This window comes from Streptomyces sp. NPDC001606 (assembly GCF_053596835.1).
Genome location: NZ_JBSFHC010000002.1, coordinates 365,496 through 384,753, shown reverse-complemented (window position 1 = coordinate 384,753; position 19,258 = coordinate 365,496). Strand labels below are relative to the sequence as shown.

18 protein-coding genes are annotated in these 19,258 nt (G+C 70.8%); 10 read left to right on the top strand and 8 right to left on the bottom strand.

Translation table 11 applies throughout. The features are described 5' to 3' along the window. Window positions 1-21: 21 nt before the first annotated feature. Both ACWCV9_RS06100 and ACWCV9_RS06095 read left to right on the top strand, forming a co-directional pair. Window positions 22-579: a DUF6114 domain-containing protein gene (locus tag ACWCV9_RS06100; RefSeq protein ID WP_450784499.1), complete on the top strand. Its 558-nt coding sequence runs from the start codon at window positions 22-24 to the stop codon at window positions 577-579. After that, window positions 569-2,011 (top strand): hypothetical protein, encoded by a 1,443-nt coding sequence (locus ACWCV9_RS06095; RefSeq protein ID WP_450784498.1) that lies wholly within the window; start codon window positions 569-571, stop codon window positions 2,009-2,011. Before ACWCV9_RS06100 ends, ACWCV9_RS06095 begins: the two co-directional genes overlap by 11 nt. Before the next feature lie 108 nt (window positions 2,012-2,119). Here ACWCV9_RS06095 and pyk read toward each other — a convergent pair whose 3' ends face one another. The 3 genes from pyk to pta all read right to left on the bottom strand — a co-directional run bounded on the left by pyk (window position 2,120) and on the right by pta (window position 6,941). Further along, entirely contained in the window at window positions 2,120-3,544 is a 1,425-nt protein-coding gene (gene pyk, locus ACWCV9_RS06090; RefSeq protein ID WP_450784497.1) for a pyruvate kinase, read from the bottom strand. Window positions 3,545-3,628: 84 nt separating this feature from the next. Next, window positions 3,629-4,837, bottom strand: coding sequence for an acetate kinase (locus ACWCV9_RS06085; protein WP_450784496.1), 1,209 nt, complete (start codon window positions 4,835-4,837; stop codon window positions 3,629-3,631). Window positions 4,838-4,865: 28 nt separating this feature from the next. After that, window positions 4,866-6,941 carry a phosphate acetyltransferase gene (gene pta / locus ACWCV9_RS06080; RefSeq protein ID WP_450784495.1) on the bottom strand — a complete coding sequence of 692 codons (2,076 nt, stop codon included), beginning with the start codon at window positions 6,939-6,941 and terminating at the stop codon, window positions 4,866-4,868. Between the two features lie 209 nt (window positions 6,942-7,150). On the opposite strand from pta, the gene ACWCV9_RS06075 reads away from it, so the two are divergent. After that, window positions 7,151-8,176 (top strand): ATP-dependent 6-phosphofructokinase, encoded by a 1,026-nt coding sequence (locus tag ACWCV9_RS06075; RefSeq protein WP_385839892.1) that lies wholly within the window; start codon window positions 7,151-7,153, stop codon window positions 8,174-8,176. 51 nt (window positions 8,177-8,227) lie between these two features. Here ACWCV9_RS06075 and ACWCV9_RS06070 read toward each other — a convergent pair whose 3' ends face one another. The 3 genes from ACWCV9_RS06070 to ACWCV9_RS06060 all read right to left on the bottom strand — a co-directional run bounded on the left by ACWCV9_RS06070 (window position 8,228) and on the right by ACWCV9_RS06060 (window position 11,415). Further along, complete coding sequence (locus ACWCV9_RS06070) at window positions 8,228-8,914, bottom strand: helix-turn-helix domain-containing protein (RefSeq protein WP_450784494.1); 687 nt, start codon at window positions 8,912-8,914, stop codon at window positions 8,228-8,230. Window positions 8,915-9,088: 174 nt separating this feature from the next. Beyond that, on the bottom strand, window positions 9,089-9,790 hold the full coding sequence (locus ACWCV9_RS06065) for a response regulator (RefSeq protein WP_450784493.1): 702 nt from the start codon (window positions 9,788-9,790) through the stop codon (window positions 9,089-9,091). Beyond that, window positions 9,787-11,415 (bottom strand): sensor histidine kinase, encoded by a 1,629-nt coding sequence (locus tag ACWCV9_RS06060; RefSeq protein ID WP_450784492.1) that lies wholly within the window; start codon window positions 11,413-11,415, stop codon window positions 9,787-9,789. The genes ACWCV9_RS06065 and ACWCV9_RS06060 overlap by 4 nt, the downstream gene beginning before the upstream one ends. A 165-nt stretch (window positions 11,416-11,580) precedes the next feature. Between ACWCV9_RS06060 and ACWCV9_RS06055 the strand changes: the two genes are divergently transcribed. After that, window positions 11,581-12,945, top strand: a complete 1,365-nt coding sequence (locus tag ACWCV9_RS06055; RefSeq protein WP_450784706.1) for a cation:dicarboxylate symporter family transporter — start codon at window positions 11,581-11,583, stop codon at window positions 12,943-12,945. A gap of 90 nt (window positions 12,946-13,035) precedes the next feature. Here the strand turns inward: ACWCV9_RS06055 and ACWCV9_RS06050 are convergent, their stop codons facing one another. Next, window positions 13,036-13,650 (bottom strand): TetR/AcrR family transcriptional regulator, encoded by a 615-nt coding sequence (locus tag ACWCV9_RS06050; protein ID WP_450784491.1) that lies wholly within the window; start codon window positions 13,648-13,650, stop codon window positions 13,036-13,038. Window positions 13,651-13,781: 131 nt separating this feature from the next. On the opposite strand from ACWCV9_RS06050, the gene ACWCV9_RS06045 reads away from it, so the two are divergent. From ACWCV9_RS06045 to ACWCV9_RS06035, 3 genes are all read left to right on the top strand, one after another. Further along, window positions 13,782-15,470: an MFS transporter gene (locus ACWCV9_RS06045; protein ID WP_450784490.1), complete on the top strand. Its 1,689-nt coding sequence runs from the start codon at window positions 13,782-13,784 to the stop codon at window positions 15,468-15,470. Window positions 15,471-15,581: 111 nt separating this feature from the next. Continuing rightward, a complete protein-coding gene (locus ACWCV9_RS06040; protein WP_450784489.1) occupies window positions 15,582-16,346 on the top strand; it encodes a DUF2127 domain-containing protein in 765 nt (254 codons plus the stop codon). A 133-nt stretch (window positions 16,347-16,479) separates the two neighbouring features. Beyond that, the gene (locus ACWCV9_RS06035) at window positions 16,480-16,854 is read left to right on the top strand and encodes a hypothetical protein (RefSeq protein WP_450784488.1); all 375 of its coding nucleotides are present in this window, start codon (window positions 16,480-16,482) and stop codon (window positions 16,852-16,854) included. On the opposite strand, the gene ACWCV9_RS06030 is transcribed toward ACWCV9_RS06035, so the two are convergent. Then, window positions 16,848-17,762: an NAD-dependent epimerase/dehydratase family protein gene (locus tag ACWCV9_RS06030; RefSeq protein WP_450784487.1), complete on the bottom strand. Its 915-nt coding sequence runs from the start codon at window positions 17,760-17,762 to the stop codon at window positions 16,848-16,850. The two genes, ACWCV9_RS06035 and ACWCV9_RS06030, sit on opposite strands and share 7 nt — an antisense overlap. 45 nt (window positions 17,763-17,807) lie before the next feature. On the opposite strand from ACWCV9_RS06030, the gene ACWCV9_RS06025 reads away from it, so the two are divergent. Genes ACWCV9_RS06025 through ACWCV9_RS06015 form a run of 3 tightly spaced genes read left to right on the top strand, consistent with a single transcriptional unit; the run spans window position 17,808 to window position 19,116 of the window. Next, a complete protein-coding gene (locus tag ACWCV9_RS06025; protein WP_385839880.1) occupies window positions 17,808-18,329 on the top strand; it encodes an Lrp/AsnC family transcriptional regulator in 522 nt (173 codons plus the stop codon). Between the two features lie 29 nt (window positions 18,330-18,358). Next, window positions 18,359-18,787: a MerR family transcriptional regulator gene (locus ACWCV9_RS06020; protein ID WP_450784486.1), complete on the top strand. Its 429-nt coding sequence runs from the start codon at window positions 18,359-18,361 to the stop codon at window positions 18,785-18,787. Then, on the top strand, window positions 18,784-19,116 hold the full coding sequence (locus ACWCV9_RS06015; protein WP_385839878.1) for a thioredoxin family protein: 333 nt from the start codon (window positions 18,784-18,786) through the stop codon (window positions 19,114-19,116). Before ACWCV9_RS06020 ends, ACWCV9_RS06015 begins: the two co-directional genes overlap by 4 nt. The last annotated feature ends 142 nt before the right edge of the window (window positions 19,117-19,258 follow it).

The following is a 19,258-nucleotide window of genomic DNA, read 5'->3' as shown; positions in this document are numbered from 1 at the left end:
CGCACCAGGGAGCTGTTTTCCATGAGCGCCGAGACTCCTGCCGCCGCATCCGGCCAGTTCACCCGCCGTAGGCTGCAGTTCCGCGCCTGGCGGGGCACGCGGCCGTTCTGGGCCGGTCTGTACATCCTGCTCAGCGGCCTTCCGATCATCTACTTCCCGTACTTCCACCTCCAGGTCGGCCATCTGACGCTGGCGATGGCGACGACGGCGGGAGCGGGATCCCTGATCATCGGCGTGCTGCTCATTGTCCTGGGCATCAGCCTCTGGTTCCAGAAGCACGTACGGACGTTCGCGGGCGTCGCCGCGATCCTGCTCGCGCTGGTGTCCCTGCCCGTGTCCAACTTCGGCGGCTTCATCATGGGCTTCCTGCTCGCCCTCATCGGCGGAGCGATGGCGGTGGCCTGGGCGCCGGGCGTGGCCCCGCAGCCGGAGCCGCCGGCCGAGGCGGCGCCGGGCCAGGACGCCGGCCCGCAGGCCGCGCCCCTGCCGGAGCAGCGGGTGGACGGATTCGCCGAGCCGAACGACCTGTCAGGAACGAGCCCGGCCAACGGGGCGAACGGGAGGCACAGTGCCGGCTGACGAGGTGACCCACGGGACCGATGCGGAGGGGTCCCGTGCGAGAACCGGCCCCCGCCACGCGGCCCCCAGGAAGCCGCTGTTCACCAGGTTCCACATGCCGGCCGGCAAGGCGATAGCGTCCGTGGCGATGCCGACGGCGGTGATCATGGGCATGGGCTTCACGTCCACGCTCGCCCTCGCCGACAACAACGGAAGCCCGGCGCCGTCACCGACGTCCAAGAGCCTGACGGCCGACGAGTACAAGGACTGTGTGAAGGCGCTGGGCGACTCCACGGACCCCTCGGCCTCGCCGTCCCCGTCCGCTTCGCCGAGCACGTCCACGGACACGGCGACGCCCTCGCCCTCCGCGAGCGCCGGCACCAAGGACACACCGGACACCAAGGACCGCACGGGTACGCCGGACACGTCCGGCACCTCCGGCTCGGGCTCGTCGGGCTCCGGCTCGGGCTCCGGCTCTGGTTCGGGTTCCGGCTCCGGTGACACGGCCACGCCCACCCCGACCGCGACCTCCGGCTCGTCGGGCTCGGGTTCCGGCTCCGGTACGGCGACCCCGGCCCCGGCCCCCACCAAGAGCACCGGCACGAGCAGCAGCGGCGGCGGTCTGCTGGACACCATCGGCGACACGCTCGGCGGCATCCTCACCGGCGGCGGCAGCGGCTCCGGTACGACGTCCACGGCCGGCACTCCGACGCCGGCCGCGTCCCCGTCGGCGACCGCGACCCCGGACCCGGCCACGAAGGACACCTCGTCCTCCGGCACCTCCGGGTCCAAGGCCACCGACACCGTCAAGGACACCGTGTCCAAGGCCGAGAAGACGGTCACGGACACGGGCGCCGGAACGGTGCAGAAGACCACCGGCACGGTCGCCAAGACGGCCGGTGACGCCACCAAGGCGGCCCAGGACGCGACCGCGTCGGCCACGCCCAGCCCGTCCGCGAGCGACTCGACCGCGGCCAAGGACTGCCCGGCGGCCACGACCGACGTCAGCGGTGTCGACAACAAGGTCGCGGTGGCCGACGACCCCTGGTACCTGGACGCCAGCTCGCTGCTCCTCAAGGGCGCCGACTACCAGGGCATCGTGGAGGTGAAGACGGCGAACGGCAGCACCAAGAAGGTGCTGAAGTACGTCATCTCCAGCGGCACGGACATCGGCGACCTGCACCAGACGGTGCACGACAAGCTGTCCGGCAAGACCTACCACGTGCAGGCGGCCTCGGGGTCGACGTCCACCATCCGGGGCGGCGACACCGTGATGTACACGGAGAAGATCTCGGGCAACCTGTTCGGTCTGATCCCGGTGACCTTCAGCCCGGACAGCCCGCCCCCGCTGAACATCCCGCTGATTTACTTCACCCACGTCAAGGTGGTCCAGGCGGGCCAGTTCGGCGGCAACCTGCACGTGCCCGGCATGCACGTGTACACGACCGACTGACCGGTCCCACAAGCCCGTTCGGGAGCCGCACACAGCTGAGGGCGCCCCCTGGAAGTCCGGGGGGCGCCCTCAGCGCCGTACCAGCCCCTTGCGGGGACCGTCTGCTGCTCAGCCCTGGTCGCCCAGGTGGTGGACGCGGAGCATGTTGGTGGTGCCGGGCACGCCGGGGGGCGAGCCGGCGGTGATGATGACCGTGTCGCCCGCGTCGAAGCGGCCCAGCTTGGCGACCTCCTGGTCCACCAGGTCGACCATCTCGTCGGTGGTGTGCACGAACGGCACCACGTGCGACTCCACGCCCCAGCTCAGGGTGAGCTGGTTGCGGGTGGACTCCTCGGTGGTGAAGGCGATGATCGGCTGGGTCGCGCGGTAGCGGGACAGCCGGCGCGCGGTGTCACCGGAGTTGGTGAACGCGACCAGGCCCTTGCCACCGAGGAAGTCGGCGATCTCGCAGGCCGCACGGGCCACCGAACCACCCTGGGTGCGCGGCTTCTTGCCCGGCACCAGCGGCTGGAGGCCCTTGGAGAGCAGCTCCTGCTCGGCCGCGGCGACGATCTTCGACATGGTCTTGACCGTCTCGATCGGGTACGCGCCCACGCTCGACTCGGCCGACAGCATGACCGCGTCGGCGCCGTCCAGGATCGCGTTGGCCACGTCGGAGGCCTCGGCGCGGGTCGGGCGGGAGTTGGTGATCATCGACTCCATCATCTGGGTCGCGACGATCACCGGCTTGGCGTTGCGCCGGCACAGCTCGATCAGGCGCTTCTGCACCATGGGGACCTTCTCGAGCGGGTACTCGACGGCCAGGTCGCCACGGGCCACCATCACGGCGTCGAACGCGGCGACGACGTCCGCCATGTTCTCCACCGCCTGCGGCTTCTCCACCTTGGCGATGACCGGGACCCGGCGGCCCTCCTCGTCCATGACGCGGTGGACGTCCTGGACGTCCTTGGCGTCCCGGACGAAGGACAGCGCGACCATGTCGCAGCCCATGCGGAGGGCGAAGCGCAGGTCCTCGACGTCCTTCTCGCTCAGCGCGGGCACGTTGACGGCCGCGCCGGGCAGGTTGATGCCCTTGTGGTCGGAGACGACACCGCCCTCGATGACGATCGTCTTCACCCGGGGGCCCTCGACGTCCAGGACCTTCAGCTCGACGTTGCCGTCGTTGATCAGGACCTGGTCACCGCGCGAGACATCGCCCGGCAGCCCCTTGTACGTCGTACCGCAGATGTGCTTGTCGCCCGGGACGTCCTCGGTCGTGATGACGAACTCGTCACCGCGCTCCAGCTCGACCGGACCCTCGGCGAAGGTCTCCAGACGGATCTTCGGGCCCTGGAGGTCGGCGAGGACGCCGATGGGGCGGCCGGTCTCCTTGGAGGCGGCCCGGACGCGGTCGTACCGCGCCTGGTGCTCGGCGTGGGTGCCGTGGCTGAAGTTGAACCGGGCCACATTCATGCCCGCCTCGATCATGGCGACGAGCATCTCGTGGGAGTCGACCGCGGGGCCGAGAGTACAGACGATTTTCGAACGGCGCATGGGGCGATCCTATCCGTTTGTTTCGCTACGGAATATTCCGTCTGGCGGAAGATACAAATGAGTGGGACACCGCTCAGGTGCTATTCAGTTGTTCTTTCCGACCAGTGCGTAGGCTTGCGTCGCGATCTCCAGTTCTTCATCCGTCGGCACCACGGCCACCGCCACCCGGGCGCGCTCCGGAGAGATCAGCCGGGCCTCGTCCGAGCGCACCGCGTTGCGCTCCGGGTCGACCGCCAGGCCCAGCGATCCGAGGCCAGCGAGCGCTGCCTCCCGCACGGGCGCCGCGTTCTCCCCGACACCGGCCGTGAACGCGACCGCGTCCACCTCCCCGAGGACGGCGTAATAGGCGCCGATGTACTTCTTGAGCCGGTGAATGTAAATGTCGAAGGCGAGGGCGGCCTCTTCGTCGCCCTCGTCGATCCGGCGGCGGATCTCCCGCATGTCGTTGTCCCCGCAGAGGCCGAACAGCCCGCTCCTCTTGTTGAGAAGAGTGTCGATCTCGTCCATGGACATTCCGCCAACCCGCGCCAAATGGAAGATGACGGCCGGGTCCAGATCACCGGAGCGGGTTCCCATCACGAGGCCTTCCAACGGCGTCAGGCCCATGGAGGTGTCCACGCACCGGCCCGCCCGCACCGCGGACGCCGAGGCGCCGTTGCCCAGGTGCAGCACGATGACGTTCACCTCGGACGGGTCCTTGCCCAGCAGCCGCGCCGTCTCCCGGGAGACATAGGCGTGCGAGGTGCCGTGGAAGCCGTAGCGGCGGATGCGGTGGCGGTCGGCGATCTTCGGGTCGATCGCGTAGCGCGCCGCCGACTCCGGCATCGTCGTGTGGAACGCGGTGTCGAACACGGCGACCTGGGGCAGGTCGGGGCGGAGCGCCTGGGCGGTGCGGATGCCGGTGAGGTTGGCCGGGTTGTGCAGCGGGGCGACCGGGATCAGCCGCTCGATCTCGGTGAGCACCTCGTCGGTGATGACGGTCGGCTCGGTGAAGAACATCCCGCCGTGCACCACCCGGTGGCCGATCGCGGCCAGCTCCGGCGAGTCGAGGCCGATGCCGTCCCGGGCCAGCTCCTCGGCGACCGCCTTCAGCGCGGCGTCGTGGTCGGCGATCGGCCCGCTCTGCTCGCGGGTGTCACCGGTGGTGAGGCAGGTGTGCTTGAGCCGGGAGGTCTGCTCGCCGATGCGCTCCACCAGGCCGGCGGCGAGCCGGCTCTCGTCGCGCATGTCGAGGAGCTGGTACTTCACCGACGAGGAGCCGGAGTTGAGGACGAGGACACGGGTCGCGGTCACGGTGTGCGAGAACTCTCTGTGGGGGACGTCAGTTGGCGGGCGTCTGGGCCTGGATCGCCGTGATGGCAACGGTGTTGACGATGTCCTGGACGAGGGCGCCCCGGGACAGGTCGTTGACCGGCTTGCGCAGACCCTGGAGCACCGGGCCGACCGCGATCGCGCCGGCCGAGCGCTGCACGGCCTTGTAGGTGTTGTTGCCGGTGTTGAGGTCCGGGAAGATCAGAACCGTGGCCTGGCCGGCCACGTCCGAGTCGGGCAGCTTGGTCGCCGCGACGGACGGCTCCACGGCCGCGTCGTACTGGATCGGTCCCTCGATCTTCAGATCGGGCCGGCGCTCGCGGGCCAGCTCGGTGGCCTCCCGCACCTTGTCCACGTCGGCGCCCGAACCCGACGTACCGGTCGAGTACGACAGCATCGCGATCCGCGGCTCCACGCCGAACTGCGCGGCCGTGGTCGCCGACTGGATGGCGATGTCCGCGAGCGCCTGCGCGTCCGGGTCCGGGTTGACCGCGCAGTCGCCGTAGACCAGCACCTTGTCGGCGAGGCACATGAAGAAGACGGACGAGACGATCGACGACTCGGGGCGGGTCTTGATGATCTCGAAGGCGGGCCGGATGGTGGCCGCGGTGGAGTGCACGGACCCGGACACCATGCCGTCGGCCAGGCCCTCCTGGACCATCAGGGTGCCGAAGTAGTTCACGTCGGAGACGACGTCGTAGGCCAGTTCCACGGTGACGCCCTTGTGGGCGCGCAGCTGCGCGTACTTCTCGGCGAAGGCGTCGCGCAGTTCGCTGGTGGCCGGGTCGATCAGCTGGGTGTCGCCCAGGTCGATGCCGAGGTCGGCGGCCTTCTTACGGATCTGGTCCGCGGGGCCGAGCAGGGTCAGGTCGCAGACGCCCCGGCGCAGCAGCACCTCGGCCGCGTGCAGCACCCGCTCCTCGGTGCCCTCGGGCAGCACCACCCGGCGGCGGTCGGCGCGGGCCTGTTCCAGCAGCTTGTGCTCGAACATCATCGGGGTGACCCGGTCGCTGCTCGGCGCCGAGACCCGGCGGGCCAGGTCGGCGGTGTCGGCGTACCGCTCGAACAGGCCGAGCGCGGTCTCCGCCTTGCGCGGGGTGGCCGCGGTCATCTTCCCCTCCATCGAGAACAGCTGCTCGGCGGTGGGGAAGGAGTTGCCGGTCACCGACAGCACCGGGGTGCCCGGGGCGAGCCGGGCGGCCAGGGTGAGGATCTCCTCGCTCGGCACCTCGTTCAGGGTGAGCAGCATGCCGGCTATCGGCGGGGTGCCGGCGCTGTGCGCGGCCAGCGAGCCGACCACCAGGTCGGCGCGGTCGCCCGGGGTGACGACCAGGCAGCCCGGGGTCAGGGCGGCCAGAAAGTTGGGCAGCATCGCACCGCCGAAGACGAAGTCCAGGGCGTCCCGGGCGAGGCCGGAGTCGTCGCCGAGCAGCACCTTGGCGCCGAGGGCGTGCGCGATCTGGGAGACGGTCGGCGCGGACAGGGCGGGCTCGTCGGGGACGACGTAGCAGGGGACCGGAAGCCGGCTGGCGAGCCGCTCGGCGATGGTGTCGCGGTCCTCGCGGGCGACCCGGTTGGTGACCATGGCGAGCACGTCGCAGCCGAGGCCGTCGTAGGCCCGGTAGGCGTTCCGGGTCTCCGCGAGCACGGACTCGGCGGTCTGCCTGCGGCCGCCCACCACCGGGATCACGGACGCGCCGAACTCGTTGGCGAGCCGGGCGTTCAGGGCCAGCTCGTCGGGCAGCTGGGTGTCGGCGAAGTCGGTGCCGAGGACCAGCACCACGTCGTAGTCCCGGGCCACCAGGTGGAAGCGGTCGACCAGGGCGGAGACCAGCTCGTCGGTGCCCTGCTCGGCCTGGAGCGCGGAGGCCTCGTGGTAGTCCATGCCGTAGACGGTCGTGGGGTCCTGGGAGAGGCGGTAGCGCGCCCGCAGCAGTTCGAACAGGCGGTCGGGACCGTCGTGGACGAGCGGCCGGAAGACGCCCACCCGGTCCACCTGCCGGGTCAGCAGCTCCATGACTCCCAGCTCCACGACCTGGCGGCCGTCACCGCGGTCGATCCCGGTCACGTACACGCTGCGCGTCACGTGTGCACTCCGATCCGTCTCGTTTGTCCGTTTATATAGGCGTCTACGTCATCGTGAGAGCCGCAAAATCGCCCACCGAGGTGAGCGGAACCCTCTTGACAATACCCCTGGCGCCGGATAAGGCGCCCGTCAAAGCTCCATCGGCCCGGCGGACGTGAAAGAATCGGCATGGCTCACAGGCACCGACAGCGAGCAGGAGACACAGCACGATGCGTATCGGAGTTCTCACCGCAGGCGGCGACTGCCCCGGCCTGAACGCCGTGATCCGGTCGGTCGTGCACCGGGCCGTGACGACGTACGGCGACGAGGTCATCGGCTTCGAGGACGGCTACCGCGGTCTGCTCGACCGCCACTACCGCGCCCTCGACCTGGACGCGGTCAGCGGCATCCTGGCCCGCGGCGGCACCATCCTCGGCTCCTCCCGACTGGAGCGCGACCGGCTGCGCGAGGCCTGCACCCGGGCCACCGACATGGTCGAGGAGTTCGGCATCGACGCGCTGATCCCGATCGGCGGCGAGGGCACGCTGACCGCGGCCCGCATGCTGTCCGACGCGGGCCTGCCCGTCGTGGGCGTCCCCAAGACGATCGACAACGACATCTCCTCCACCGACCGCACCTTCGGCTTCGACACCGCCGTCGGCGTGGCCACGGAGGCCATGGACCGCCTGAAGACCACCGCCGAGTCCCACCAGCGGGTGATGGTCGTCGAGGTCATGGGCCGGCACGCCGGCTGGATCGCCCTGGAGTCCGGCATGGCCGCCGGCGCCCACGGCATCTGCCTGCCCGAGCGCCCCTTCGACCCCGCCGACCTGGTCAAGATGGTCGAGGAACGGTTCGCCCGGGGCAAGAAGTTCGCCGTCATCTGCGTCGCCGAGGGCGCCCACCCGGCCGAGGGCAGCATGGACTACGGCAAGGGCGAGATCGACCAGTACGGCCACGAGCGCTTCCAGGGCATCGGCACCGCCCTCGCGTACGAGCTGGAGCGGCGCCTCGGCAAGGAGGCCAAGCCGGTCATCCTCGGCCACGTCCAGCGCGGTGGTGTGCCGACCGCGTACGACCGGGTCCTCGCCACCCGCTTCGGCTGGCACGCCGTCGAGGCGGCGCACCGCGGCGACTTCGGCAAGATGACCGCGCTGCGCGGCACCGATGTCGTCATGGTGCCGCTCGCGGAGGCGGTCACCGAGCTGAAGACGGTCCCGAAGGACCGGATGGACGAGGCGGAGTCGGTCTTCTAGCGGGCCTCGGCCGGGCGTCAGCGCTGAGGATTCGCGTCCCGGCCGGCCCGCTCAGCCGCCCTTCTCGACCGCCGCCCAGAAGTGCTCCACGATCCGGTCGAGGAACTCCCGGCCGGACTCGCTGGCGCTGCTGGTGCCGCCGCCCCAGCTGAGGGTGGCGGCCATATGGCCCTGGTAGTCCTGGTGCAGCTCCTGGAGGGCGGCCTCCAGCGCACCGCGGTCCACGGGTGCCAGCTTCGCCACCGGCCGCACATAGGCCTGCCAGCGGGTGGTCACCGCGCTGCGCAGCAGCTCGGCCAGCTTCGCCTCCCGGCCGGTGACGGACACGAAGTCGGGCACGGACAGGTCCAGCACCCGCGCGAGCGCGGCGGACTGGCGTTCGTTGCCGCGCCACTGCCCGCTGTCCTCCATGCGCAGATATGCGCGCAGGTCCAGGCCGACGGCACGGGCGACGTCCTCGGGGGCGATGCCCCGGGCGATGCGGTGCTCGCGCAGGGTCTGCGGGCTGCCGATCAGTTCACCCGCGGAACACCACAACACCCCTGCCAGGGCGGTGAGTTCGGGGCTGCTCGGGGCGGCGATGCCGCGTTCCCAGGCGATCACGAGGTCGGGGGTGACATAGGGCAGCCCGTACGAGGCCCGCATGCCGTACGCGACATGCTCGGGGCCCATGCCGAGCGCGGCGCGCAGCCGGCGGGCCGCGGGAGCGTTGAAGGGGGGAGCTGAGGGTTGGCGCACCTCGCACAAGCTAGAGGCGCGGTGACGGGATGGCTACGGTCTGTTCGGACAGGATCACCGATTGTCGGAAGGTACAGTTCCGGCCGTTCGGTATGTACGGCGCGTTCCGTGTGTAACGGACGGAACACCTCTTCCTCTCCTCCCTTGACGGCTCGCCCGGGAGCGTCCGGCGCCTCAGCGGCCCTGCGGCATCCACCGGTAGACCAGCTCGGGGCGCCCCACCTGCCCGTACTGCGGGCTGCGGGCGGCGCGGGAGGTGTCGACGAGGTGTTCCAGATAGCGGCGGGCCGTGATCCGCGAGATCCCCACCGCTTCCGCCAGCGCGGTCGCCGTGAGCCCCTCCGCCGCCCCTCGCAGCGCCGAGATCACCCGCTCCAGGGTGGGCCCGCTCAGTCCCTTCGGCAGCGCCGCGGGCGACGGTGCCCGCAGGGCCGCCAGCGCCCGGTCCACCTCGTCCTGGCCGCTCGCCTCGCCCACGGCCGCCCGGAACTCGGCGTAGCGGGTCAGGCGGTCGCGCAGCGTGGCGAAGGTGAAGGGCTTCAGGACGTACTGGACGACACCGAGCGAGACGCCCTCCCGTACCACCGCCAGATCGCGGGCCGAGGTCACCGCTATGACGTCCGCGTGATGTCCGGCCGCCCGCAGGGAGCGCGCGAACTGGAGCCCGTGCACATCGGGCAGGTGCAGGTCCAGCAGCAGCAGATCGACCGGCGTACGGTCCAGGATGCGGCGCGCCTCCGCGCCGGTGTGCGCCTTGCCGACGGCGACGAAGCCGGGGACCCGGCCGACGTACAGCACATGCGCGTCGGCGGCGACCGGGTCGTCCTCGACCACCAGGACCCGGATCGGCTGCGCGGTCCCCTGCTCCGGGGTCATCTGCCGTCACCCGCCGCCGACCGCAGCGGCAACCGCGCCTCGAACACCGCACCGCCCTCGCCCTCTGCTCCGGACTCCGCCACCGTCAACGTGCCCTCGTGACGGGTGACCGCCTGCCGGGCCAGGGCCAGCCCGAGCCCCCGGCCGTCCGGTCCGGCCGGTTTCGTCGAGAACCCCCGTTGGAATACCAGGTCGGCATGGGCCGGGTCGACCCCCGGGCCCGTGTCGGCGACCCGGAGCACCACTTCGGCCTCCGAGGCGTACGCCGTCACGGTCACCCGCGCCCCGGCGCCGCCCTGCGCCGCGTCCACCGCGTTGTCGATCAGGTTGCCGAGGATGGTCACCAGGTCGCGGGCGGACAGATCGGCGGGCAGCAGTCCGTCGTCCAGCCGGCTGTCCGGGGACACCACCAGCTCCACGCCCCGCTCGTTGGCCTGGGCCGTCTTGCCCAGCAGCAGGGCCGCCAGCACCGGCTCACTGACCGCCGCCACCACCTGGTCGGTCAGCGCCTGGGCCAGCTCCAGCTCGGCCGTGGCGAACTCCACGGCCTCCTCGGCCCGCCCCAGCTCGATCAGCGACACGACCGTGTGCAGCCGGTTCGCGGCCTCGTGGGCCTGTGAGCGCAGGGCCTGGGTGAAGCCGCGCTCCGAGTCCAACTCGCCCATCAGCGACTGGAGTTCGGTGACATCGCGGAGGGTGACGACCGTACCGCGGTGCTCCCCGCCGGACACCGGGGAGGTGTTCACCACCAGCACCCGGGACGCGGTCAGATGCACCTCGTCCACCCGGGGCTGCGAGGACAGCAGCGCGCCGGTCAGCGGGGCCGGGAGGTCCAGGTCGGCCACCGAGCGGCCCACCACGTCCGCCGCCTCGCCCACGCCCAGCAGCTCCCGGCCGCCGTCGTTGATGAGGGCCACCCGGTACTGCCCGTCGAGCATGAGCAGGCCCTCGCGGACCGCGTGCAGCGCGGCCTGGTGGTAGTCGTGCATCCGGCTCAGCTCGGTGGCGTTCATGCCGTGGGTGTGGCGGCGCAGCCGGGCGTTGACGACATAGGTGCCGACCGCGCCCAGCACCAGCGTGCCGCCGGCCACCCCGAGCAGCGCCGTGACCTGGTCCTGGATGTGCTCGCTGATCGTCTGCACCTTGATGCCGGCGCTCACCAGGCCGACGACCCGGCCGCCCGCGTACACCGGGGTCACCGCGCGGACGGACGGGCCGAGGGTGCCGGTGTAGGTCTCGGTGAAGGTGTGTCCGTGCTGGGCGGGGCCGATGGTGCCGAGGAAGCGCTTGCCGATCTGCTTCGGGTCGGGGTGGGTCCAGCGGATGCCGGACGGATTCATGATCGTCACGAAGTCGACGTCCGCGTCCCGCATCACCTGGAGGGCGTACGGCTCCAGGCGGGCGCTCGGGTCGGGGGTGCGGATCGCCTCGCGGACCGAGGGGGAGTCGGCGATCGAACGGGCCACCGCGGTGGCCTGCCGGGCGGCGGACTCCTCGGCCTGCCGCTGGTCGCTGACGTAGGTGAACAGCGCGTACCCGGCCACCACGACCGCGACCAGCACGGCCTGCACGGCGAACAGCTGGCCGGCCAGGCTGCGGGGGCGGGGAAGGGCGGGAACGCGCATGTCAGCAGTGTGCCTCTCCGGTTAAGTGTGAACTAAATGAACGGAAGGGTGACCGCCCTCACAGGCCGGGAGATAGTCACGGCATTCCCCGAACAACGCCCGGACGTGAGCCGCACGCCGGTTGTTGAACCGACGAAGACGTCAAGGAGGGCAGTCGTGGCCGCCATGATCCCCGATACGGCACCTGCCGCACCCCGCGTGAAGCGGGACCGGACCCATTACCTGTACATCGCCGTCATCGTGGCGGTCGCGCTCGGGATCGCCGTGGGTCTCATCTGGCCCGATGCCGCGGTCCAGCTGAAGCCGCTGGGCACCGGCTTCGTGAACCTGATCAAGATGATGATCTCGCCGATCATCTTCTGCACGATCGTGCTCGGCATCGGCTCGGTGCGGAAGGCGGCGAAGGTGGGCGCCGTCGGCGGTATCGCCCTCGGCTACTTCCTGGTGATGTCGCTGGTCGCGCTCGCCATCGGCCTCCTCGTCGGCAATGTGCTGCACCCGGGTGCCGGACTGCACCTGACCGCCGCGCTCAAGCAGACCGGGCACGCCCAGGTCTCCAGCGACGCGCTGCCGCCGGTGGACTTCGTGCTGTCGATCATTCCGACCAGCTTCGTGTCCGCCTTCACCGAGGGCCAGGTGCTCCAGACGCTGCTGGTCGCCCTGCTCGCCGGGTTCGCGCTCCAGGCGATGGGCCCGGTCGGGCAGCCGGTGCTGCGGGGCGTGGAGCACATCCAGCGGCTGGTCTTCCGCATCCTGTCCATGGTCATGTGGGCCGCGCCGGTCGGTGCGTTCGGCGCCATCGCCGCGGTGACCGGCTCGGCCGGCCTGGACGCGCTGAAGAGCCTCGCCGTGCTGATGGCGGGCTTCTACCTCACCTGCTTCCTGTTCGTCTTCATCGTGCTCGGCGCGGTGCTGCGGATCGTCTCGGGGCTGAACGTCTTCTCCCTCTTCAGGTACCTGGGCCGGGAGTTCCTGCTGATCCTGTCCACCTCCTCCTCCGAGTCGGCGCTGCCGCGGCTGATCGCCAAGATGGAGCACCTGGGCATCAGCAAGCCGGTCGTCGGCATCACGGTGCCGACCGGCTACTCCTTCAACCTCGACGGCACGATGATCTACATGACCATGGCGTCGCTGTACATCGCGGACGCCCTGGGCACGCCGATGTCCCTCGGCGAGCAGATCCCGCTGCTGCTGTTCCTGCTGCTGGCGTCCAAGGGCGCGGCGGGCGTCAGCGGGGCCGGTCTCGCCACGCTGGCGGGCGGTCTCCAGTCGCATAAGCCGGCGCTGGTCGACGGCGTCGGGCTGATCGTCGGCATCGACCGCTTCATGAGCGAGGCGCGGGCGCTGACGAACTTCGCGGGCAACGCGGTGGCCACGGTGCTGATCGGCACCTGGACCAAGGAGATCGACACGGCCCGGGTGCAGCGGGTGCTCGCCGGCGAGCTGCCGTTCGACGAGACGACCCTGATGGACGAGGACCCGGCGGCCGAGCTGCCCGAGCCCCGCGAGGGCGAGCTGGCGAAGGCCTAGGACCCGAAGGAGCCCCCTGCACTCCGGACGTCCGGCCCGGCCTGAACCCGGGCCGGGCGTCCGGCCACGTCCCTTCCCTGGACCACTCGGTTACGACACCTCGGCCACCAGCTCGGTGGCCCGTGAGGCGGGTACGCCCGCCGCGGTCAGTACGGCGACCGTGGCGGAGCTGCCCGCCTCTTCTGCTGCCAGCAGCCCGTCGTTCACCGCCTCCGTGACCGCGAACAGCATCTGCTCGTGCACGTACGCCAGCGCCGGCGCGGGCAGCGGCGAGCTGAAGACGCCCTCGTCCAGGCCGCGCTGGAGCACCCGGACCTTGGCCTCGCGCAGCGGTGCGAGGCGTTCGCGGATGCCCTGCACGGTGACCGTGCGCTGGGCCAGGGCCACCAGCAGCCGGTAGCGGTCGGCGATCTGCCAGAGCGCGAGCACCGAGCGGGCCACCGCCTCCGCCGGGTCGGCCACCCCCTCGCGCGCCGTCGCGTCCGCCTCCGCCAGCGCCGCCACGGCCCCGTCGACCAGCGTGCTGATCAGCGCCTCCCGGTTCGGGAAATGGCCGTACACCGTCCGTCGTACGACGCCCGCGGCGCGCGCGATCTGGTCCATGGAGGCGTCGGGATCGCGCAGCAGTTCGGCGAGGGCGACGTCGAGGATGCGGCGCCGGTTGGTGTCGGCGCGGCTGGTGTTACCCGTGGTCATGGCAGTCATTCTGCATGCCCTTCCCTGGCTTGCACAGCGTTGTGCAATTGACGTACATTGCACATGGTTGTGCAATTGCACGACGCTGTGCAAGTCCTGCACGGCACCTCCGTCGCGTAACCGAGGAAGGCGATCCCTGCATGCGACTCGTCATGACCGAACCGGTCGAGAACATGGAGCGCCCGTACGCCCGGCGCTGGTGGGCGCTGCTGGTGCTCTGCCTGAGCCTGCTGATCATCGTGATGGCGAACACCGCCCTCACGGTCGCCGCGCCGGACATGACGAAGGACCTCGGGCTGTCCAGCGCCGATCTCCAGTGGGTGATCGACGGCTACACCGTCCCCTACGCGGCGCTGATGCTGCTGCTCGGCGCGATCGGCGACAAGTACAGCCGGCGCGGTGCCCTGGTGCTCGGACTCGTCGTCTTCGGCGGCGGAGCCGTCTTCGGCTACCTCGCCGACAGCTCCACGACCGTCATAGCGGCCCGCGCGGTGATGGGCGTCGGCGCGGCGCTGATCATGCCCGCCACCCTGTCCCTGCTCGCCGCGACCTTCCCGCGGGCCGAGCGCGCCAAGGCCATCACCCTGTGGACCGCCACCGCCGGGCTCGCCATCGCGGCCGGCCCGGTCGTCGCCGGCGCCCTGCTGCGCGACCACGGCTGGTCCTCGACCTTCCTGATCAACGTGCCCATCGCGGCCGTGGCGATCGTCGGCGCCTTCGTCCTCGTACCGCCGTCCAAGGCCGGCCACCACGACCGCATCGACTACGTCGGCGGCCTGCTGTCGGTGATCTGGGCCGGCTCGCTGGTCTACATGATCATCGAGGGTCCGCACTTCGGCTGGGGCGTCAAGGCGATCACCGCGGCCGTGCTCGCGGGCGTCGCCCTGGTGGCCTTCGTGCTCTGGGAGCTGCGCCACCCGCGCCCGATCCTGGACGTCCGCCGCTTCACCGAGCGCCGCTTCGCGGGCTCCAACCTCGCCGTCGCCCTGTTCTTCCTGGCCGTCTTCGGCGCCTTCTACTTCCTCACCCAGCACCTCCAGTTCGTCCTCGGCTACGACGCCCTGGAGACCGGTGTGCGCATGCTGCCGCTCGCCGGTGCCGTCTTCGTCGGCTCGGCCCTGACCGGCTGGCTCACCCCGCGCGTCGGTATGAAGTGGACCGTCAGCGCCGGCATGGTCGGCGGCACGACGGCGCTGGCGCTGCTCACCCGGGTGGACGCGGGATCGACGTACGGCGACTTCGTCGCGCCCCTGATCATCCTCGGCCTCGCCATCGGCCTCGCCCTCTCGCCCTGCACCGACGCGATCATGGGCGCCTTCCCCGAGTCCGAGCTGGGCGTCGGCGGCGCGGTCAACGACACCTCGCTGGAGCTGGGCGGCTCGCTCGGCATCGCGATCCTCGGCTCGCTGCTCGCCACCTCGTACGGCAACCACCTGGCCGACGCCACCGCCGGCAGCAAGCTCCCCGCGAGCGCCCTGGACACCGCCCAGGACTCGGTCGGCGCCGGCTACGCCGTCGCCCAGGGCATCGGCGAGAAGGCGCACGCGGCGGCCGCCCGGGCGGCCAAGGCGACCGACCCGCAGCAGGCCGCGCAGCTCAAGCAGCAGGCCACCGAACTCGCGGCCGGCGCCCGGCAGATGGCGGACGCCGTCGGCTCCTCCTTCTCGGACGCGGTGGCGCACACCAGCCTGGTCGGCGCGGTCGTCCTCGGCATCGGCACCGTCCTGGTGGCGGTCCTGCTGCCCCGCCACACGGCCGCCGAACCGACGGAGGCGGAATCGCAGGTGAAGGAAGCGGAGAAGGAACCGGCGGAAAGCGCGGCCGGCTGACGTCCGCGCACGCCGATCGGCTAACGTGCCGCTCCGGACCCGACCGGAACGGCACGTTCGCATGTGGCGTCCGTATGGGTGGAAGTCAGCACGTGTACGGAGGCACGGGGGATGAAGATCGACTGGGACCGGCGGACCTGCGCGCGCAAGGGCCATGTGACCTACGCGCCCGACGACCCCCGGCTGCGCATCCGGCTGCACGCCGAGACCGCGCTCGGGGAGGTGTGGCGCTGTCTGCGCTGCGGTGACTTCGTCCTGGGCGAGCCGCACGGCTCCGGACCGGCCGCCGACGCGCCGCTCGTGCCCCGGGGGAAGGTCCTGCGCGACCTGTTCATCCTGCGCTTCCTGTCCATCGAGCGGGCGGTGCGCGGGGTGTTCATCGTGCTCGTCGCCGTGGCCGTGTGGAAGTTCAGCAACAGCCAGGACGCGGTACGGCGGCTGTTCAACCAGAACCTGGACGTCTTCCGCCCGGTGTTCCGGCACTTCCACTACGACCTCGACCACTCCCCGGTCGTCGGCTCCATCCAGAAGGCCTTCGGCTACAAGCACTCCACGCTGCTGCTGGTCGCCGCCCTGCTCCTGGCCTACGCCCTGATCGAGCTGATCGAGGCGGTCGGCCTCTGGTACGCCAAGCGCTGGGCGGAGTATCTGACGGTGGTCGCCACCGCCGCCTTCCTCCCGCTGGAGATCTACGAACTGACCGAGAAGGTCAGCTATCTGAAGATCGCCACCCTGGTCCTCAACATCCTCGCCGTCCTCTACATCGCCGTCGCCAAACGCCTCTTCGGCCTCCGCGGCGGCCGCAAGGCCTTCGAGGAGGAACGCCACAGCGCCTCCCTGCTGGAGGTCGAGGAGTCGGCGGGGCTGGCCGTCTGACGCCTCGGCGCGCGGGCGGCGATCTCGCGTTGGCGTGCTGTTGGTGATCGGTTGGCGGCAGCTGTGACCCTTGAACCACGGCGGTCACCATTGCCGCCAACCGCACCGCTCAGTTCATACGGGGGTAAGTCTCATGTTCCAGCGCATCACCGCACGCACCGGCGCGCTCGCCGCCGCCTCCCTGGCCGCCGCCACGCTGCTCACCTGCTCGGGCACGGCGGTGGCCGGCACCAACGGCCAGCAGATCGTCTACACCGACGCGTCCAACAGCCTCACCCACTCCATCCAGATCGAGGGCTACAACCAGAACGGCCAGTACCTCGACCAGTGCTTCCAGGTCAACGCCGGCGGCAAGACGTACATCTCGGGCTGGTGGTGGAAGGGCAGCGAGTACGTCAAGGCGTTCGGCAACAGCGGCTGCACCGGCACCAGCTGGCGCTACGGCACCACGGTGAACGTCCCGGCGTACCAGTCCTCCTCCGACTGGTTCCCCGTCTGGGGTTACTGACCCGCGGGTGCGCCCAGCGTCTCGGTGAGCGCCTTCGGCAGCCACTCCCTTACGGCGCCGAAGGCGAAACCCAGCTCCGTCGCCCGGGAGTTGTCCATGCCGTAGGCGCGGCGGAAGGCGAAGGGGGAGAGCGGGCCGGAGCCGGTGATCTCGAACACCGGCTCCTTGGCGTCGAGGTGCCGCGCCAGCGCCGAGCCCAGCTCCTCCAGGGTCAGCAGACCGTGCGAGGCCGCGTTCACCGGGCCTGTGAAGTCCTGGCCGGCCGTCCAGTACAGGAAGTCCGCGATCTCCTCGACGTGGATGTAGGTGGCCGGCCGGGTGACCGGCGGTACGGCGATGGGCGCGCCGGCGGCGACCCGGTCCGCGTAGTGCTGGAGCCGGCCCGTGAAGTCGTCGTCGCCGCCCAGCACATGGGCCACCCGCACGGACACGAACGGCAGGCCGGAGCGGGTGAACACCGCCTCCGCCTGGCGCTTGCCCTCGCCGTAGTGCCCCTCCAGGAACTCCGGATCGTGCCAGGGCAGCGCCGGGTCCACGGCCACCCCGCCCAGGTCCACCGCACTCTCCGCAACGAGTGCGGGCGAGTCCTCGTGCTCGTACACCTCCACCGTGGAGGTCATGACATAGCGCCCGGTGCGCCCCGCGAGGACCCGGGCGGCGATCTCCGCCTGACGCGGGGTGTAGCAGACCTGGTCGATGACGACATCGAAGGTCCGGCCGGCCAGCGCCGAGGCCAGAGCCGCCTCGTCGGAGCGGTCGCCGACCAGGTGCAGCGCCCCGGCCGGCGGCGCCGACGAGCCCCGGTTCAGGACCGTGACCCGGTCGCCGGCCGCCAGCAGACGGGCGATCAGCCGCTTGCCGAAATAGCGGCTGCCGCCGATGACGAGTATCTCTCGTGCCTTTGTCATGACCATAATTCTCCGGGGCCGACCGCCCGCTCTGAAGGGGGAGACATGGGAGATACCGTCGCCGCACCGAAGGAACAGCGGCATCTGCGGGCCGTCGCCGACGAAACACCGGTGGCCTTCGACGGCGTGGACCGGCAGATCATCCGGCTGCTCCAGACCGACGGGCGGATCAAGCTGAGCGAGCTGGGCCGGCAGGTCAGCCTCAGCCCGGCGGCCGTCGCCGAGCGGGTGCGCCGGCTGGAGGCGGCAGGAGTGGTCGAGGGATACGGCGCCCGGGTGGCCCCCGCCCGGCTCGGCTACGGCCTCCAGGCCTTCGTCCGGGTCAACCCGCACGGCGGATACACCCTCAAGCACCCGCGGACCCTGGAGCTGATCGAGCGCCCGGAGATCACCGAGGTGCACCATGTGGTCGGCGAGGACTGCTGGATCCTCAAGGTCGCCGTCACCGGCACCGGGCATCTGGAGGAGATCCTGGAGCAGATCTCGGCGCTGGGCCGTACGACGACCTCGATCGTGCTGTCGTCCCCGGTGCCTCGCAAGCCGCTGCTGCCGCCGGCCTTGCCTTGACGTCGACGTCAACACCTACGGTCGTACGCATGCGAATCGGCGAGCTGGCCGCACGGGCCGGAACCACCACCCGCACCCTGCGCTACTACGAGGCACGGGGGCTGCTGCCCGCCCGGCGCGACGACAAGGGGCACCGCGCCTACGACGAGGGCGACCTCAGGCTGCTGGAGCAGATCAGGACGCTCCAGGACTTCGGGTTCGACCTGGAGGAGACACGGCCGTTCGTGGAGTGCCTGCGGGCCGGGCATCCCGAGGGCGACTCCTGCCCGGCCTCGCTCGTGGTCTACCGGCGCAAGCTGGCGGAGCTGGACGCGCTCATCGGGCAGCTGACGGCGGTGCGGGAGACGGTCGCGGAACAGCTGACGCGGGCCGAGCAGGCGCGCGACGAGCTGGCCGCCGAGGCGCTGGTTCCGGGGGGCCCGGAACCCGTGTGCGAACTGGGAGGACCGACGCGATGACTGTGGTGAGCGGACTGGATCAGGTGACGGACGCCGATTTCGCGGCCGAGGTGCTCGGCGCGGAGCTGCCGGTACTGGTGCAGTTCACCGCCGACTGGTGCGGACCGTGCCGGCAGCTGGCACCGGTGCTGAAGGACATCGCCTTCGAGGAGGGCGACCGGCTGCGGGTCGTACAGATCGACGTGGACCGCAATCCGGAGACGACCATCGCCTACGGGGTGCTGGCCACACCGACCCTCATGGTCTTCAAGGGCGGTGAGCCGGTGCGGTCGATGGTGGGCGCGCGGCCCAAGCGGCGGCTGGTGGAGGAGCTGGCCGACGTGCTGTAGGACGTGCTGTAAAAAGGCCCGGGCCCCGGCCCCGGCACAGGAAAATCCCCCGAGCAATTGCGCTCGGGGGATTTCGCTGCGTATATTCGGTGGTTCGCGACTTCATTTCGGACAGGTCGCGAAGAAGCTTGATGAGCAGAGT

What these genes read in the sequence shown, in the direction of transcription:
- ACWCV9_RS06100 (WP_450784499.1), top strand. Translation starts at nt 22, where the DNA reads ATGAGCGCCGAGACTCCTGCCGCCGCATCCGGCCAGTTCACCCGCCGT.
- ACWCV9_RS06055 (WP_450784706.1), top strand. Translation starts at nt 11,581, where the DNA reads ATGATCCCCGATACGGCACCTGCCGCACCCCGCGTGAAGCGGGACCGG.
- ACWCV9_RS06030 (WP_450784487.1), bottom strand. Translation starts at nt 17,762, where the DNA reads ATGACAAAGGCACGAGAGATACTCGTCATCGGCGGCAGCCGCTATTTC.
- ACWCV9_RS06035 (WP_450784488.1), top strand. Translation starts at nt 16,480, where the DNA reads ATGTTCCAGCGCATCACCGCACGCACCGGCGCGCTCGCCGCCGCCTCC.
- ACWCV9_RS06050 (WP_450784491.1), bottom strand. Translation starts at nt 13,650, where the DNA reads ATGACTGCCATGACCACGGGTAACACCAGCCGCGCCGACACCAACCGG.
- ACWCV9_RS06040 (WP_450784489.1), top strand. Translation starts at nt 15,582, where the DNA reads ATGAAGATCGACTGGGACCGGCGGACCTGCGCGCGCAAGGGCCATGTG.
- ACWCV9_RS06020 (WP_450784486.1), top strand. Translation starts at nt 18,359, where the DNA reads ATGCGAATCGGCGAGCTGGCCGCACGGGCCGGAACCACCACCCGCACC.
- ACWCV9_RS06060 (WP_450784492.1), bottom strand. Translation starts at nt 11,415, where the DNA reads ATGCGCGTTCCCGCCCTTCCCCGCCCCCGCAGCCTGGCCGGCCAGCTG.
- ACWCV9_RS06075 (WP_385839892.1), top strand. Translation starts at nt 7,151, where the DNA reads ATGCGTATCGGAGTTCTCACCGCAGGCGGCGACTGCCCCGGCCTGAAC.
- pyk (WP_450784497.1), bottom strand. Translation starts at nt 3,544, where the DNA reads ATGCGCCGTTCGAAAATCGTCTGTACTCTCGGCCCCGCGGTCGACTCC.
- ACWCV9_RS06065 (WP_450784493.1), bottom strand. Translation starts at nt 9,790, where the DNA reads ATGACCCCGGAGCAGGGGACCGCGCAGCCGATCCGGGTCCTGGTGGTC.
- ACWCV9_RS06015 (WP_385839878.1), top strand. Translation starts at nt 18,784, where the DNA reads ATGACTGTGGTGAGCGGACTGGATCAGGTGACGGACGCCGATTTCGCG.
- ACWCV9_RS06025 (WP_385839880.1), top strand. Translation starts at nt 17,808, where the DNA reads ATGGGAGATACCGTCGCCGCACCGAAGGAACAGCGGCATCTGCGGGCC.
- ACWCV9_RS06045 (WP_450784490.1), top strand. Translation starts at nt 13,782, where the DNA reads ATGCGACTCGTCATGACCGAACCGGTCGAGAACATGGAGCGCCCGTAC.